Source organism: Bradyrhizobium arachidis (assembly GCF_024758505.1).
Classification (GTDB): Bacteria; Pseudomonadota; Alphaproteobacteria; order Rhizobiales; family Xanthobacteraceae; genus Bradyrhizobium; species Bradyrhizobium manausense_C.
Genome location: NZ_CP077970.1, coordinates 5,639,535 through 5,655,033, shown reverse-complemented (window position 1 = coordinate 5,655,033; position 15,499 = coordinate 5,639,535). Strand labels below are relative to the sequence as shown.

Below are 15,499 nucleotides of genomic sequence, written 5' to 3'. Positions count from 1 at the left end.
CCCGGAATCCATACTCCCGGCGCGCTTGGCCCTTGGGCCATTCGCGCAAATGATATGAGCAGACGCTCCGCTCTATTGTTTTGCCGCGAATGCGGCAAGCCGCAAGCGCGGGCGTGGTTATGGATTCCGGGCTCGCGACTGCGTCGCGCCCCGGAATGACAGTGTCAGTGGTTATCCCGCGCGACGCCAAACGTGCCGGCGACGTTCTGGTAGCGCGTGGCGAGCTCCATGCAGGCGCCGGTCGACTGCTGGCCGACGGTGTTGCGGTAGAGTTCCTGCCACGGCGTCTGGTTCGGCGGATGCTTGAAGCCGCCATTGGCCTTGAGCTCGGCATGGCGCTTCTTCACCTCGTCGTCCGAAATCAGGATGTTGGCGCTGCCCTTGTTGAGGTCGACGCGTACCTTGTCGCCGGTCCTGAGTATCGCAAGCCCGCCATCGGCGGCGGCCTCCGGCGAGGCGTTGAGGATCGAGGGCGAGCCGGAGGTGCCGGACTGCCGGCCGTCGCCGATGCAGGGCAGGGACAGGATGCCGCGTTTGATCAGCGCCGCCGGCGGCTGCATGTTCACGACCTCGGCGCCGCCGGGATAGCCGATCGGACCGGTGCCGCGGATGAACAGCACGCAGCGCTCGTCGATGTCGAGCGAGGGATCGTCGATCCGCTCGTGATAATCCTCCGGTCCCTCGAATACGATGGCGCGTCCCTCGAACGCGTTGAGGTCCTTGGGATTGCTCAAATAGCGGTCGCGAAACTCCTTGGAGATCACAGAGGTCTTCATGATCGCGGAATCGAATAGATTGCCGCGCAGCACCAGGAAGCCGGCATCCTTCACCATCGGCTTGTCGTAGGCCCAGATCACGTCCTGATCGGGCTGGGACGCGTTGGCGCAGTTCTCGCCGATGCCGCGGCCGTTGACGGTGAGCGCGTCCTCGTGGATGCGCTTGTGCTTCATCAGCTCGCGCACCACGGTCGGCACGCCGCCGGAGCGATGGAATTCCTCGCCGAGATAGAAGCCGGCCGGTTGGAGGTTGACGAGCAGCGGCACGTCATGGCCGTACTTCTGCCAGTCGTCGATCGTCAACTCGACGCCGATATGGCGCGCCAGCGCGTTGATGTGGATCGGCGCGTTGGTCGAGCCGCCGATGGCCGAGTTCACCACGATGCAGTTCTCGAACGCCTTGCGGGTCAGGATGTCCGAAGGTTTCAGATCCTCCCAGACCATCTCGACGATGCGCTTGCCCGTCTCATAGGCGATCTGGCCGCGCTCGCGATACGGCGCCGGGATAGCCGCGCAGCCGGGCAGGGAGAAGCCGAGCGCCTCCGCAAGCGAGTTCATGGTCGAGGCGGTGCCCATGGTGTTGCAATGGCCGACCGACGGCGCCGATGAGGCCACGATCTCCATGAACTCTTCGTAGTCGATCTCGCCCGCGGCGAGCCGCTCGCGGGATTTCCAGACGATGGTGCCCGAGCCGGTGCGCTCGCCGCCATGCCAGCCGTTGAGCATCGGGCCACCCGACAGCACGATCGCCGGCAGGTTGACGGTCGCGGCCGCCATCATGAGGGCGGGCGTCGTCTTGTCGCAGCCGGTCGTCAGCACCACGCCGTCGAGGGGATAGCCGAACAGGATCTCGACCAGGCCGAGATAGGCGAGGTTGCGGTCGAGCGCCGCGGTAGGCCGCTTGCCGGTCTCCTGGATCGGGTGGGTCGGGAATTCCATCGCGATGCCGCCGGCCATCCGGATGCCCTCGCGGACCCGGTGGGCCAGCTCGATATGGTGGCGGTTGCAGGGGGAGAGGTCGTTGCCGGTCTGCGCGATGCCGATGATCGGCTTGCCGGACTGCAATTCCTCGCGGGTGAGCCCGAAATTGAGGTAGCGCTCCATATAGAGCGCGGTCATGCCCGGATTATGTGGATTGTCGAACCATTCCTGGGAGCGAAGCCGACGCTTGCCGGGGGCGGCGGGGTGCTGCCCGTTGGTTTTGTTTTTTGTCATTGGTGTCTCCTGCAATGCAAACGCGCGGACAGTTGGGCTCCAAGGGCTCTGCGCTCTAACGGCTCTCGGCTCTCAGGCGATCGGCTTATGCGATGCCCAACAGCGCCAGCGCGTGTCTGCGACGGGCCTGTCGGCGGACCGTTTCCTCATAAGTTCGATATTAGTCATGGCCGCTTGGTAACGCTATCATTTTGTTCATCCGGCAACCATTCCGGAAACCGCCGGCTGGCTGTCCGCACGCCGCAACACCGAGCTCTGGCGCTCGATCACCTTGAATCCGAGATCGAGAACCGCCTGCTCGGGACGCCGTCCGTCGATGGCCTCGATCAGCATTGTGGCAGCGGTCTTGCCCATCTCGTAGCGATTGGTACGCACGCTGGTTAGAGTCGGGACGGAGGAGGCCATGAATTCGAGATCGTTGAAGCCCACGATCGCGATCTGCTCGGGCACCGCGATCTCCCGCCTGCGGCACTCGAACAGCACGCCGAGCGCAAGGTCGTCATTGGCGCAGAACACCGCGTCGATGTCGGGCTGGCGCGCCAGCAGGTCGGTGAACAATGTCCCGCCGAGCGTGACCGAGGTGGGCGTCCCCGTCGTTACGATCAGCCGCTGGTCGAACAGCCCCGCGTCCTTCACGGCGGACACATAGCCGTCCAGCCGCCGCTGTACCCGCGGGTCCATCCGCGCGCCGACGAATCCGATTTTACGGCAGCCTTGCGCGTAGAGATGCGCAACGGCTGCACGCGCTGCGTCATAGTGGGAAAAGCCGATCATCATGTCGACGGGATTGGGGCCGATCTCCATGATCTGCACGATCGGACAATCGGCGGCCTCCAGCATCAGGCGCGATTCCGCGGTCTGGTCGATTCCGGTGACGATCAGCCCGGCCGGCTTCTGCGCAAGAAATAGGCGCAGGAGCTTTTCCTCCTGGAGGATGCTGTAGCGGGTATTGGAGAGCTGGATCGAGTAGCGGCTGCCTTCGGACGCATCGTAGATGCCACGCAGCACGTCGGAGAACACATTGTTGGTCAAGGAGGGGATGAGAACGCCGATCACTTCCGTGCGCTGCGATGCAAGCGCACGCGCCGCGAGATTCGGCACGTAGCCCAGTTCCTTGGCGGCACTCTCGACCCGCGCGCGCTTGGCGACCGACAGCGCCTCCGGATTTCTGAAAAAGCGGGACGCAGTGATGGGGCTTACGCCAGCGAGCTCAGCGACTTCCGCCAGCCGGATCTTGCCAGACTTGGTGCGCTTTCGTCCCATGTGTTGCTCTTACCACAGGCGTCTGTGCAAACAAAGGAACATTGACAGCGCTACCAGACCAGACTAACCAAAGACAAATTGCAAAAACCGCACAAACTGCCGACAATGCCGCCCGATAGTTCGGGCTTCGCTCGGCGAAGTTTCAGAAAAACAAGACGGTAGCGGCGCTCGACTGGCGTCGCGACCCATGAGGAGGGAGCTAGATGTCGTCTGTGCAAATCCGCGACGTGCGGAAATCGTTCGGCAACTTTGAAGTCCTGCACGGCGTGACCGTTCCGATCGAGGATGGCGAATTTGTCGTGCTGGTCGGTCCATCCGGCTGCGGCAAGTCGACCCTGCTGCGCATGCTCGCCGGTCTCGAGAACATCACCTCCGGCACCATCTCGATCGGCGACCGCGTGGTCAACAATGTCCAGCCCAAGGAGCGGGACATTGCGATGGTGTTCCAGAACTACGCGCTCTATCCGCACATGACCGTCGCCGACAACATGGGCTTCTCGCTCAAGCTGCGCGGCGCAAGCCAGGACGAGATCGGCAAGCGCGTGAAGCGCGCCGCCGAAATCCTCGCGCTGGCGCCCTTGCTCGAGCGTTATCCGCGTCAGCTTTCGGGCGGTCAGCGCCAGCGCGTCGCCATGGGCCGCGCGATCGTGCGCGATCCGCAGGTGTTCTTGTTCGACGAGCCGCTGTCGAACCTCGACGCCAAACTGCGCGTTGCCATGCGCACCGAAATCAAGGAGCTGCATCAGCGGCTCAAGACGACCACCGTCTACGTCACCCACGACCAGATCGAGGCCATGACCATGGCCGACAAGATCGTCGTCATGCATGACGGCATCGTCGAGCAGATGGGCTCGCCGCTCGAGCTCTACGACAAGCCGGACAACCAGTTCGTCGCGGGCTTCATCGGTTCGCCGGCGATGAATTTCCTGAAAGGCAATGTGCGTTCGAACGGCGTCGCCACCTTCGAGGGGCCGAACGGCGTGAAGCTGCCGCTGAAGAGCGCGCCGGCGGCGTCCGACGGCCGGCCCGCGGTCTACGGCGTCCGGCCCGAGCACTTCACCATCGCCGATGACGGCGCCGAGGCCGAAATCATCGTGGTCGAGCCGACCGGTTCGGAAACGCAGGTGTTTGCCAAGCTCGGCGGCGAGCAGGTCGTCGCCGTCTTCCGCGAACGCCACCAGTTCAATCCGGGCGAAAAGATCCGGTTGAAGCCAGATCCGTCGCTCGTCCATCTCTTCGACGATGCGACGGGCAAACGGCTCAATGCATAAAGCAGACTAAAAAGCATCACAGGGAGGATGACATGCACGACTTTACCCGCCGGGCTTTGCTTCAAGGCGGAACGGCGCTGGCTGCCACCGGCGCACTGACTGGGCCGGCACTGTTCGAATTCGCAAAAGCCTGGGCGCAGGAATCGCCCTGGAAACCGGAAGCCGGCGCCAAGCTCACGGTGATGCGCTGGAAGCGCTTCGTGCCGGCGGAAGACGAGGCGTTCAACGCCATCGTGGCGGCATTCAAGACTGCGACTGGCGTCGAAATGAATGTGTTCAGCGAGTCCTTCGAGGACGTGCAGCCGAAGGCGTCGGTCGCCGCCAACACCGGCTCGGGTCTCGATCTTGCCTGGGGTCTGCACACGCTGCCGCAGCTCTTCCCGACCAAGGTCCTGAAGATGAACGACGTTGCCGACTATCTCGGCAAGAAGTACGGCGGGTGGACGGATGCGGCCGCCAAGACCTGCAAGCTCGGCAACGACTGGCTGGGCATCCCGGTCGCGACGAACGGCGGCTACATGACCTACCGAAAGTCGGCGACCGACAAGGCTGGCTTCAAGGAATTTCCGAAGGACTTCCCCAGCTTCCTCGAAATGTGCAAGGCGCTGAAGGCGAATAACACACCGGCCGGATTTGCGCTCGGCCATGCCAGCGGCGATGCCAACGGATGGCTGCACTGGCTGCTCTGGGGGCACGGGGCCTATACCGTCGACCAGAACGACAAAGTCATCATCAATTCGCCCGAAACGGCGAAGGCGCTGGAGTACTGCAAGGCGCTCTCCGAAACCTTCATCCCGGGAACCCCGTCCTGGAACGATTCCTCCAACAACAAGGCGTACCTGGCCGGTGAGCTCTATTGCACCCTCAACGGCATTTCGATTTATGTCGCCGCCAAAACGGACCCCACCAAGAAAGAACTCACCGCGGACACCTACCACGCGCTGCATCCGGTCGGGCCGGTCGGCAAGCCGACCGAACTTCAGCTCGCCGTACCGATCCTGGCGTTCAACTTCACCAAGTATCCGAACGCAGCGAAGGCTTTCGTCGCGTTCATGCTGGAGAAGGAAAACTTCGACAAGTGGCTGGACGGCGCGCAAGGCTATCTGACGCAGACGCTGAACGCCTACGAAAATGCGCCGGTCTGGAGTGCGGATCCCAAGAACGCCGTGTTCGCACAAGCCTCCAAGCGCACGCTGCCGGCGTCCGGCATCGGCACGCCCGGCGAGAAGGCAGCCACCGCGATCGCCGACTTCATCGTCGTTGACATGTTCGCCAACTATTGCACCGGTTCGAAGGACGCAAAGGGCGCAATGGCTGAGGCCGAACGGCAGTTGAAGCGCATCTACCGCTAACATCACGAGGCGGGCGGTTTCGGCCGCCCGCTCATCAACACTTAGGGATGTCGGGCATGGCTGATATCGCAGTTGCTCCCCGGGCCAAGCCTCAGTTTCGCGAGGCGAGCGCCTGGGACCAGCTCAAGCACAACCGCAACTGGCTTGGCCTCTGGTTCATGCTGCCGGCTATGGGATTCCTGATCTTCTTCCTGGCCTATCCGCTGGGCCTGGGCATCTGGCTGTCCTTCACCGACACCCGCATCGGCCGGGTCGGGCATTTCGTCGCGACCGAGAACTACGAATGGCTATGGGACGACGCCATCTTCTGGCTGTCGGTCTTCAACACGCTACTCTACACGTTCCTCGCGAGCGCCATCAAATTCGCGATCGGGCTCTATCTCGCGCTGCTCCTCAACGAGAACATGCCGTTCAAGGCGATGTTGCGCGCGATGGTCTTGATCCCTTTCATCGTGCCGACGGTGCTCTCCGCGCTGGCCTTCTGGTGGATCTTCGACTCCCAGTTCTCGATTATCTCCTGGTCGCTGAAGCATCTCGGCCTGATCAGCCAGAACATCAACTTCCTCGGCGACACCACGTGGGCGCGGATCTGCGTGATCTTCGCCAACATCTGGCGCGGCGTGCCGTTCGTGGCGATCACGCTGCTCGCCGGCCTCCAGACCGTGTCGCCCTCGCTCTATGAAGCCGCAACGCTGGACGGCGCGACGCGCTGGCAGAACTTCCGGTACATCACCTATCCCTTGTTGACGCCGATCATCGCCGTCGTCATGACGTTCTCGGTCCTATTCACCTTCACCGACTTCCAGCTCATCTGGGCGATGACTCGCGGCGGTCCGGTCAACGCGACGCATCTGATGGCGACCTTGTCCTATCAGCGCGCGATCATCGCAGGTCAGCTAGGCGAGGGCGCTGCGATCTCCAGCGCCATGATCCCGTTCCTGCTCGCCGCGATCATGGTGTCCTGGTTTGGCCTACAGCGCCGCAAGTGGCAACAGGGGGAGAGCAATGACTGATCCCCAGATTGTCTCGGCTTACTTTGCGCGGACGGGGCAAGCCCCGCGCTCGCAACTGGCAACGGGAGGAAAGCAATGACTGATCTTCCTGCCGCGAAAACTGACCTCAAATCGATCCTGTCGACGCCCGCTGTCGATCACAGCGAAGGCATGAGCTATCTTCAGTCGGTGCCGCGCCGAATTGTGACGCTGTACCTGCCGCTGACCATCATCGTCGTCGTCCTGCTGTTTCCGTTCTACTGGATGGCGCTGACCTCGGTTAAGCCGGACGAGCAGTTGCTCGACCTCGACAAGTACAATCCATTCTGGACCTGGAATCCCACGTTCAAGCACTTCTACAAGCTCCTGTTCGAAAGCTATTATCCGCATTGGCTCTGGAACACGATGTATGTGGCGGTTTGCGCGACCGTGCTTTCGATCATCGCCTCGGTGCTGGCGGCCTATGCCATCGTGCGCTTGCGCTACAAGGGCGCGAACCTCGTCGGCGGGTTGATCTTCCTCGCCTATCTGGTGCCGCCTTCGATCCTGTTCATTCCGCTCGCCACGGTCGTGTTCCAGTACGGCCTGTTCGACTCGCCGATGGCGCTGATCCTGACCTATCCGACCATCCTGATCCCATTCTCGACCTGGCTGCTGATGGGCTACTTCAAGACCATCCCGTTCGAGCTCGAGGAATGCGCGCTGATCGACGGCGCCAGCCGCTGGCAGATCCTGGTCAAGATCGTGCTGCCGCTGGCGATCCCCGGCCTGATCTCGGCCTTCATCTTCTGCTTCACGCTGTGCTGGAACGAGTTCATCTACGCGCTGACGTTTCTGCAATCGGTCAGCAACAAGACGGTCCCGGTCGCGATCGTCAACGAGTTCGTCGACGGCGACATCTACCGCTGGGGCTCGCTGATGGCCGGTGCGCTGGCGGGCTCGCTGCCGCTGGTTATCCTTTACGCCTTCTTCGTGGAGCACTATGTGTCGGCGATGACCGGCGCGGTGAAGGAATGATGGCGGGCCGGATACAGTTCGCGTCGAGGCGGCGCGCTCAAGACCAATAAGAAGGAGTCTGGCTCTTGCACATTCTGGTTCTCGGCGCTGCCGGCATGGTCGGCCGCAAATTGTGCGAACGTTTGCTGCGCGACGGCCGCCTCGGCAAGGGCGACATCACCCGCCTGACCATGCATGACGTGGTCGAGCCGAAGAAGCCGGAGAAGGCCGGCTTCCCCGTCGACACCGTGTCGGGCGATTTCGCCGTTCCGGGCGCAGCCGAGAAGCTGATCGCCGGCCGCCCCGATGTGATCTTCCATCTCGCCGCGATCGTCTCCGGTGAAGCCGAGCTCGATTTCGACAAGGGCTACCGCATCAATCTCGACGGCACGCGGATGCTGCTCGACGCCATAAGGCTCACTGGGGGCGGCTACAAGCCGCGCGTGGTGTTCACCTCGTCGATCGCAGTGTTCGGCGCGCCGTTCCCCGATGCGATCGGCGATGAATTCTTCCACACGCCGCTGCTCAGCTACGGCACGCAGAAGGCGATCGGCGAATTGCTGCTGGCCGATTATTCCCGCCGCGGCTTCCTCGACGGCATCGGCATCCGCCTGCCGACCATCTGCATCCGGCCGGGCCTGCCCAACAAGGCGGCATCCGGCTTCTTCTCCAACATCTTGCGCGAGCCGCTCGCGGGCAATGAAGCGGTGCTGCCGGTGTCCGAGGACGTCCGTCATTGGCATGCGACGCCACGCTCGGCCGTCGGCTTTCTGCTGCATGCCGGCACGATGGATCTCGCCGCGGTCGGCCCGCGCCGCAACCTCACCATGCCGGGCCTGTCGGCGACCGTCGGCGAGCAGATCGCGGCGTTGAAGCGGGTCGCGGGCGACAAGGTCGCCGCGCGCATCAAGCGCGAACCGGACCCCTTCATCGTCGGCATCGTCGGCGGCTGGCCGCGCAACTTCGATGCGCGGCGGTCGCGCGAGCTCGGCTTCACCACCGCCGAAAAGACCTTCGACGACATCATCCGCATTCACATCGAAGACGAGCTCGGCGGTAATTTCGTTGCTTAGCTCGAACTGTTGAATGGCGCAGGTGAAGCCATGGCGAACGTAGCCTGCATCGGCGAATGCATGATCGAGCTCCGGCAGGCTCAAGGCGGACAGTCATCAGGACAGTCCGCCGGGCAGGGCGGCGGCCTGTATTCGCGCGGCTTTGGCGGCGACACGCTCAACACCGCCGTCTATCTCGCGCGCCTCGAGGTCAAGGTCGACTATCTCACAGCGCTCGGTGACGACGCCCTGAGCGACGAGATGATCGCGGCCTGGACCGCGGAGAACGTCGGCACGCGGCGGGTGCTGCGGCTGCCCGGCAAGCTGCCCGGCCTCTACATGATCCAGACCGATGCGAGGGGCGAGCGGCAGTTCTTTCACTGGCGCGAGAACTCCGCCGCGCGCCGGCTGATGGACGTGCCGGAGACGGACGAGATCCTGAATTCGCTGATGGGCTACGACATCGTCTACCTCTCGGCCATCACGCTCTCGATCTACACCGAGAGCGGCCGCGAGCGCCTGCTGGCCGCGGTGAAGCGCGCGCGCCTGCTCGGCACCCGCTTCGTGTTCGACACCAATTTCCGCGCGCGTGGCTGGCCCGACCTCGACGTCGCGCGCCGGGCGTTTGCTGCCGCCTTCGAGACGGCCGACATCGTCCTGTGCTCGACCGAAGACATGACCACGCTCTACCCCGGCGAAAGCCACACCCAACTCATGGCGCGCATTCCCGCGCCTGAGCTGGTGCTGCGGCTCGCCGAGCCCGTCAGCCTGTTGCGCTTTCCCGGCGGCTCCAGCGAGGTGAGGGCCGAGCCGGTGACGAAGCCTGTGGTCGACACCACGGCTGCCGGCGACAGTTTTGCGGCGGCCTATATCGCCGCCCGGCTTGCCGATGCCGACCCGGTCGAGGCCGCGCATGCCGGCCATCGTCTCGCCGGTCTCGTGATCTGCTATCCCGGCGCCATCATCCCGCCCTATGCCATGCCGCCGAAGCGGCGGCACCGTTCGGCCAATTCGCGCCAAGCATCTAAGTAAAACTTCCAAATAAGATTGCTGCACCATGACCATGACCGCCAAGCAGGAAAAACTCGCCGCACTGTTCAAGGCCGCGACCGTCATTCCCGTGCTCACCATCGAGCGCCTCGAGGATGCGGTGCCGCTGGCGCGTGCGCTGGTCGCGGGCGGCGTCCGTACGCTCGAGGTGACGCTGCGTACCCCGGTCGCGGCTGATGCGGCGAAGGCGATGATTTCGGAGGTGCCCGAGGCAATCGTCGGCATCGGGACGATCCTCAATCCGGCCGATCTCGCGCGGGCCGAGGCGCTGGGCGCAAAATTCGGTATCAGCCCCGGCGGCACGCCCGACCTCCTGAAGGCTGCGGCCGGCAGTGCCTTGCCGTTCGCGCCGGGCATTGCAACGGCGTCCGAGCTGATGCAGGCACTGGCCTTCGGCTTTGATCTGGCAAAATTCTTCCCGGCCGAGCAGGCGGGCGGCATCAAGGGCTTGCGTGCCCTTGGCGGTCCGTTTCCGAACGTGCGGTTCTGCCCGACCGGCGGGGTCGGCGAAGCCAACGCGGCAACCTGGCTCGCCGAACCCAACGTGCTGGCGGTTGGCGGTTCCTGGCTATGCCCGACGGCGGAAGTTAAGGCCGGGAACTGGGCCGGCATAACTGCCATCTGCCAGCGCACCCTGAAAAGCCTCAAAGCCGGGTGAAGTCTTGCCATCGATGGGCTAAGAATCGGTCCAGGCAAGACTAGGGAGAACAACCATGACCGCCAGCATCGTCGGGTGGGCGCATACGCCGTTCGGCAAATTCGACACCGAAACAGTGGAGAGCCTCGTCACGCGCGTCGCCAATGAGGCGCTCGCGGATGCCGGCATTGCCGCCTCCGACGTCGACGAGATCGTGCTTGGCCATTTCAACGCCGGCTTCTCCCCGCAGGATTTTACCGCCTCGCTGGTGCTCCAGGCCGATCCGCATCTGCGCTTCAAGCCGGCGACGAGGGTGGAAAACGCCTGCGCGACGGGTTCGGCCGCCGTCCACCAGGGCATCCGTGCGATCGCGGCCGGTGCGGCCAAGATCGTGCTGGTCGTTGGCGTCGAGCAGATGACGCGCACCCCGGGTCCCGAGATCGGCAAGAACCTGCTCAAGGCATCCTATCTGCCGGAAGATGGCGATACGGTCGGCGGCTTCGCCGGTGTGTTCGGCAAGATCGCGAGTGGCTATTTCCAGAAATATGGCGACCAGTCCGATGCGCTGGCGCTGATCGCCGCCAAGAACCACAAGAACGGCGTTGCCAATCCCTTTGCCCAGATGCGCAAGGATTTTGGCTTCGATTTTTGCCGCTCCGAGAGCGAGAAGAACCCCTATGTTGCGGGTCCCCTGAAGCGCACGGATTGCTCGCTGGTGTCCGACGGCGCCGCGGCGCTGGTGTTGGCTGATGCCGAGACCGCGAAGGGCATGACGAAGTCGATCGGCTTCCGCGCCACCGCGCACGCCCAGGACTTCTTGCCGATGTCCAAGCGCGACATCCTCCAGTTCGAGGGCTGCACGGTTGCCTGGCAGCGCGCGCTGGCGAAGGCGGGCGTCACGCTGTCCGACCTCTCCTTCGTCGAGACCCATGACTGCTTCACGGTCGCCGAACTGATCGAATATGAAGCGATGGGCCTGACGCCGAAGGGGCAGGGCGCCCGCGCCATCAAGGAAGGCTGGACGCTCAAGGAAGGCAAGCTGCCGGTCAATCCGTCCGGCGGGCTGAAGGCCAAGGGACATCCGATCGGTGCCACCGGCGTCTCGATGCACGTGATGACCGCGATGCAGCTTGCGGGACAGGCGCCCGAGGGCATGCAGCTCAAAAACGCCAGGCTCGGCGGCATCTTCAACATGGGCGGTGCGGCCGTTGCCAACTACGTCTCCATCCTGGAGCCGCTGAAGTAAGGTTGCGTAGGACGGGCAAAGGCGCGCATAGCGCCGTGCCCACCTTCCGCTTTGCGTTAAATCAAGGTGGGCACACTTCGCTTTGCCCACCCTGCTGCTCTTGATTGATTTGCAGGGAATGCATCATGAGCAATGACAGCTCGCTATCACTGGACGAAATCAACGATCGCATCGCGATCCTCGAAAGCAACATCAGGCAGCTCATCGAGCAGGCCGCGGCCGCTTCGGGCGAGCAGAACGAGGCGCGCATCGCCGACCGCATCAACCAGCAGAACGACGAGCTCGACCGGCTGCTCAAGATCCGCGAAGCCCGCCAGAAGAAATAAGCGGGCGATCGCGGCGGTCCGCGCCGCGCATGCGGCCATACGCCGGCCGCCCTTGCTTGCGACAGAGCGCTGCCGTTAGCTGACCGAAATCGCAAGGCTCGCTTGTGAGCCCGCGCAATCGGGAGAGAACGATGGGGCCGCTACAGGGCATCAAGGTCATCGACATGACGACCGTGCTGATGGGGCCCTATGCCACCCAGATGCTCGGCGACTACGGCGCCGACGTCATCAAGGTGGAGTCGCTTGATGGTGACGTAACCCGCCTGATCGGCCCGATGCGGCACACCGGCATGGGCCCGGTGTTCCTCAACACCAACCGCAGCAAGCGCTGCATCTGCCTCGACCTGAAGAAGCCGGCGGGGCGCGAGGCCGTGCTGCGCCTGATCAGGGATGCCGACGTGCTGGTCTACAACGTCCGCCCCCAGGCGATGGCGCGGCTCCAGCTCGGCTATGACGTCGTCTCCGCGATCAATCCGCGCCTGGTCTATGCCGGCGTGTTCGGCTTCGGCCAGGACGGTCCCTACGCCGCAAAGCCCGCCTATGACGATCTGATCCAGGGCGCGACCGCGCTTCCCGCCTTGATGGCGCAAACCGGCGACGGCGTGCCGCGCTACGTGCCGAATGCGCTGGTCGATCGCATCGTCGGCCTGACCGCGGTCGGCGCGATCTGCGCGAGCATCGTGCACCGCGACCGCACCGGACGCGGCCAGCGCGTGGATATCCCGATGTTCGAGACCATGGCTGGCTTCGTCATGGGCGATCACATGGGCGGGCTCACCTTCGAGCCGCCGCTCGACAAGGGCGGCTATGCCCGCCATCTGTCGCGCGACCGCAGGCCCTACAAGACATCAGACGGCCATCTCAGCGTCATCGTCTACAACGACAAGCAGTGGGAGAACTTCTTTGAGGCCACCGGCCGCGATGACCTGCGGGCGGACAAGCGGTTCGCCAGCTTCGCCGGCCGCGCCGCCAATATCGACTTCGTCTACGCCGAGCTCGCGCGGATCTTCGAGACCCGTTCGACGGCGGAGTGGATCGATCTGCTCACCAAGGCCGACGTGCCGGTCATGCCCATGCACGATCTCCAGACCATTCTGGGCGACGAGCATCTGGTCGCCACCGACTTCTTTCCTGTCGTCAATCATCCGACCGAAGGGCCGATCCGCAGCATGAAGGTGACCGCTGCCTGGTCGGAGACCGAGGCCGAGCCAGTGCGGCTGGCGCCGCGGCTCAACGAGCACGGCGATGAGATCTTGCGCGAGATCGGCTATACCGCTGACGAGATCGCGGCGCTGATCCGCGACGGCGTCACCCGCTCGCCGCCGGAATAGGGGGGAAGCACGATGACTCTCTCATCCGTCATTCCGGGGCGGTCCGCAGGACCGAACCCGGAATCTCGAGATTCCGGGTTCGATGCTGGCGCATCGCCCCGGAATGACGACGTGGAGGGAACATCATGAGCTTCGTCACCGGCGTCGGGCTGACACCTTACGGCAAGCATGAAGGCTCGTCGTCGCTCGACCTGATGAGCAAGGCCGCGCAGCTTGCGATCGACGATGCCGGGCTGAAGCGCGCTGACATCGACGCAATCCTCTGCGGCTACTCGACCGTCTCGCCGCACATCATGCTGGCGACCGTCTTCGCCGAGCATTTTGGCATCCGCCCGAGCTATGCCCATGCGGTACAGGTCGGCGGCGCCACCGGGCTTGCGATGACCATGCTGGCGCATCAACTCGTCGAAGCCGGCGTCGTCAGGCATGTGCTGGTCGTTGCCGGCGAGAACCGCCTGACCGGTCAGAGCCGCGACGCCTCCATCCAGGCGCTGGCGCAGGTCGGCCATCCCGACTATGAGGTGCCACTGGGCCCGACCATCCCCGCCTATTACGGCCTCGTTGCCTCGCGCTACATGCACGAATACGGCGTGACTGAAGAGGACCTCGCCGAATTCGCGGTATTGATGCGGGCGTACGCCTGCACCCATCCCGGTGCGCAATTCCGCGAGCCGATCACGGTTGCAGATGTCATGGCGTCTAAACCGGTCGCGATGCCGCTCAAACTGCTCGACTGCTGCCCGGTCTCCGACGGCGGTGCGGCGTTCGTGATCAGTCGTGAGCGAACCGGCGGCGCTGGCGTGAAGGTGCGTGGCTGCGCGCAGGCTCACACCCATCAGCACGTTACGGCTGCGCCGGCGCTGAGCGAGCTCGGCGCCGAGATCTCGATTGCGCGCGCCAAGCAGGCCGCTGGTGTCGCGATATCGGATGTGCGTTACGCCGCGGTCTACGACAGCTTTACCATCACGCTCGCGATGCTGCTCGAGGATCTCGGTCTCGCGGGGCGGGGCGAGGCGGCGGCGCGTGTGCGCTCCGGACATTTCAGCCGCGACGGCGCCATGCCGCTCAACACCCATGGTGGCCTGTTGAGCTATGGCCATTGCGGCGTCGGCGGTGCGATGGCACATCTGGTCGAAACGCATTTGCAGATGACGGAACGCGCGCAAAGTCGCCAGGTGCGCGATGCCTCGATGGCGCTGCTGCATGGCGACGGCGGTGTGTTGTCCTCTCACGTCACCATGTTTCTGGAGCGGGTGCGATGAGCGAGCGGCCAGCTGACTGGACCAAAGGCGAGCAGGTGATCGTCTATCAGGCCTGCCGCGCCTGCGGCCGCGTACAATACTTCCATCGCGCCTTCTGCGCGGCCTGCGGTGCGGCCGATCCAAGCGAACAGCGTGCGAGCGGCAAGGGCAGGGTCTACGCGACTTCGCTGGTGTGCCGGGCCGCGACGCCGGAAACGAAGGCGCACGCGCCCTACAACATCCTGTTGGTCGATTGCGCCGAGGGCTTTCGGATGATGGCGCATGGCGAGAAGGATCTCGCCATCGGCGACGAAGTCACCGCGAGCTTTGTGCCGTTCGCCGGAAGGCTCGTGCCGTTCTTCACCAAGAAGAATTAGCGGGATTTCGTCATTCGGGGGCGGTCCAAGGGACCGAGCCTGGAACGGGAATTCTGGGTCTGGCGCTGTGCGAGGCGCCACCCCTGAATGACGAATACTCCCAAACGCCTACTAACGCCCGTAGAACAATATGCTGGCGATGACGAGCATCGCCGTCACCGCCAGCATATGCGCGAGCGCTTCCGAGGCCGCCCTCCTGGTGGCTTCCTTCATGCCGTTCTCTCCCTAAACCTGGGCGTGACTCATCGTTGCGCGCGCTGCGCAGCCGACGGTCAAGTTTTTTTACTCGGAACACCCCACGGCGAGCATTCGCTTCGATGAGTCCCCACTCAGCGAACACTGCACTGTCTCAAGGTCGATCAGTAATGCGGCGG

At 63.9% G+C, this 15,499-nt stretch carries 14 protein-coding genes; 12 read left to right on the top strand and 2 right to left on the bottom strand.

All coding sequences use genetic code 11. From position 1 onward, the window contains the following. Positions 1-164: 164 nt before the first annotated feature. Both KUF59_RS26240 and gntR read right to left on the bottom strand, forming a co-directional pair. Complete coding sequence (locus KUF59_RS26240) at positions 165-1,991, bottom strand: IlvD/Edd family dehydratase (protein ID WP_212458997.1); 1,827 nt, start codon at positions 1,989-1,991, stop codon at positions 165-167. A gap of 195 nt (positions 1,992-2,186) precedes the next feature. Next, the gene (gene gntR, locus KUF59_RS26235; RefSeq protein ID WP_212458996.1) at positions 2,187-3,254 is read right to left on the bottom strand and encodes an HTH-type transcriptional regulator GntR; all 1,068 of its coding nucleotides are present in this window, start codon (positions 3,252-3,254) and stop codon (positions 2,187-2,189) included. Positions 3,255-3,457: 203 nt separating this feature from the next. Between gntR and KUF59_RS26230 the strand changes: the two genes are divergently transcribed. The 12 genes from KUF59_RS26230 (at position 3,458) to KUF59_RS26175 (ending at position 15,125) form a co-directional block, all read left to right on the top strand. Beyond that, positions 3,458-4,525, top strand: a complete 1,068-nt coding sequence (locus KUF59_RS26230) for an ABC transporter ATP-binding protein (RefSeq protein ID WP_212458995.1) — start codon at positions 3,458-3,460, stop codon at positions 4,523-4,525. A gap of 32 nt (positions 4,526-4,557) precedes the next feature. Continuing rightward, positions 4,558-5,877 (top strand): ABC transporter substrate-binding protein, encoded by a 1,320-nt coding sequence (locus tag KUF59_RS26225; protein WP_212458994.1) that lies wholly within the window; start codon positions 4,558-4,560, stop codon positions 5,875-5,877. A 56-nt stretch (positions 5,878-5,933) separates the two neighbouring features. Beyond that, positions 5,934-6,890, top strand: coding sequence for a carbohydrate ABC transporter permease (locus KUF59_RS26220; RefSeq protein WP_212458993.1), 957 nt, complete (start codon positions 5,934-5,936; stop codon positions 6,888-6,890). Between the two features lie 75 nt (positions 6,891-6,965). After that, entirely contained in the window at positions 6,966-7,886 is a 921-nt protein-coding gene (locus KUF59_RS26215; RefSeq protein ID WP_212458992.1) for a carbohydrate ABC transporter permease, read from the top strand. A 65-nt stretch (positions 7,887-7,951) separates the two neighbouring features. Continuing rightward, positions 7,952-8,938: a D-erythronate dehydrogenase gene (gene denD / locus KUF59_RS26210; RefSeq protein WP_212458991.1), complete on the top strand. Its 987-nt coding sequence runs from the start codon at positions 7,952-7,954 to the stop codon at positions 8,936-8,938. Between the two features lie 30 nt (positions 8,939-8,968). Next, positions 8,969-9,949, top strand: a complete 981-nt coding sequence (locus tag KUF59_RS26205) for a sugar kinase (protein WP_212458990.1) — start codon at positions 8,969-8,971, stop codon at positions 9,947-9,949. Between the two features lie 25 nt (positions 9,950-9,974). After that, positions 9,975-10,625, top strand: coding sequence for a bifunctional 4-hydroxy-2-oxoglutarate aldolase/2-dehydro-3-deoxy-phosphogluconate aldolase (gene eda / locus KUF59_RS26200; RefSeq protein ID WP_212458989.1), 651 nt, complete (start codon positions 9,975-9,977; stop codon positions 10,623-10,625). Positions 10,626-10,680: 55 nt separating this feature from the next. Next, complete coding sequence (locus tag KUF59_RS26195) at positions 10,681-11,850, top strand: acetyl-CoA acetyltransferase (protein ID WP_212458988.1); 1,170 nt, start codon at positions 10,681-10,683, stop codon at positions 11,848-11,850. Between the two features lie 125 nt (positions 11,851-11,975). Further along, entirely contained in the window at positions 11,976-12,176 is a 201-nt protein-coding gene (locus KUF59_RS26190) for a hypothetical protein (protein WP_212458987.1), read from the top strand. Between the two features lie 131 nt (positions 12,177-12,307). Beyond that, positions 12,308-13,507, top strand: coding sequence for a CaiB/BaiF CoA transferase family protein (locus tag KUF59_RS26185; protein ID WP_212458986.1), 1,200 nt, complete (start codon positions 12,308-12,310; stop codon positions 13,505-13,507). Between the two features lie 125 nt (positions 13,508-13,632). Further along, a complete protein-coding gene (locus KUF59_RS26180; protein ID WP_212458985.1) occupies positions 13,633-14,769 on the top strand; it encodes a thiolase family protein in 1,137 nt (378 codons plus the stop codon). Further along, positions 14,766-15,125 (top strand): Zn-ribbon domain-containing OB-fold protein, encoded by a 360-nt coding sequence (locus KUF59_RS26175; RefSeq protein ID WP_212458984.1) that lies wholly within the window; start codon positions 14,766-14,768, stop codon positions 15,123-15,125. The genes KUF59_RS26180 and KUF59_RS26175 overlap by 4 nt, the downstream gene beginning before the upstream one ends. The last annotated feature ends 374 nt before the right edge of the window (positions 15,126-15,499 follow it).

Coding starts and splice junctions, on each gene's coding strand:
- KUF59_RS26195 (WP_212458988.1), top strand. CDS start 10,681: ATGACCGCCAGCATCGTCGGGTGGGCGCATACGCCGTTCGGCAAATTC.
- KUF59_RS26190 (WP_212458987.1), top strand. CDS start 11,976: ATGAGCAATGACAGCTCGCTATCACTGGACGAAATCAACGATCGCATC.
- KUF59_RS26225 (WP_212458994.1), top strand. CDS start 4,558: ATGCACGACTTTACCCGCCGGGCTTTGCTTCAAGGCGGAACGGCGCTG.
- KUF59_RS26230 (WP_212458995.1), top strand. CDS start 3,458: ATGTCGTCTGTGCAAATCCGCGACGTGCGGAAATCGTTCGGCAACTTT.
- eda (WP_212458989.1), top strand. CDS start 9,975: ATGACCATGACCGCCAAGCAGGAAAAACTCGCCGCACTGTTCAAGGCC.
- KUF59_RS26180 (WP_212458985.1), top strand. CDS start 13,633: ATGAGCTTCGTCACCGGCGTCGGGCTGACACCTTACGGCAAGCATGAA.
- KUF59_RS26240 (WP_212458997.1), bottom strand. CDS start 1,991: ATGACAAAAAACAAAACCAACGGGCAGCACCCCGCCGCCCCCGGCAAG.
- gntR (WP_212458996.1), bottom strand. CDS start 3,254: ATGGGACGAAAGCGCACCAAGTCTGGCAAGATCCGGCTGGCGGAAGTC.
- KUF59_RS26215 (WP_212458992.1), top strand. CDS start 6,966: ATGACTGATCTTCCTGCCGCGAAAACTGACCTCAAATCGATCCTGTCG.
- KUF59_RS26220 (WP_212458993.1), top strand. CDS start 5,934: ATGGCTGATATCGCAGTTGCTCCCCGGGCCAAGCCTCAGTTTCGCGAG.
- KUF59_RS26175 (WP_212458984.1), top strand. CDS start 14,766: ATGAGCGAGCGGCCAGCTGACTGGACCAAAGGCGAGCAGGTGATCGTC.
- KUF59_RS26185 (WP_212458986.1), top strand. CDS start 12,308: ATGGGGCCGCTACAGGGCATCAAGGTCATCGACATGACGACCGTGCTG.
- KUF59_RS26205 (WP_212458990.1), top strand. CDS start 8,969: ATGGCGAACGTAGCCTGCATCGGCGAATGCATGATCGAGCTCCGGCAG.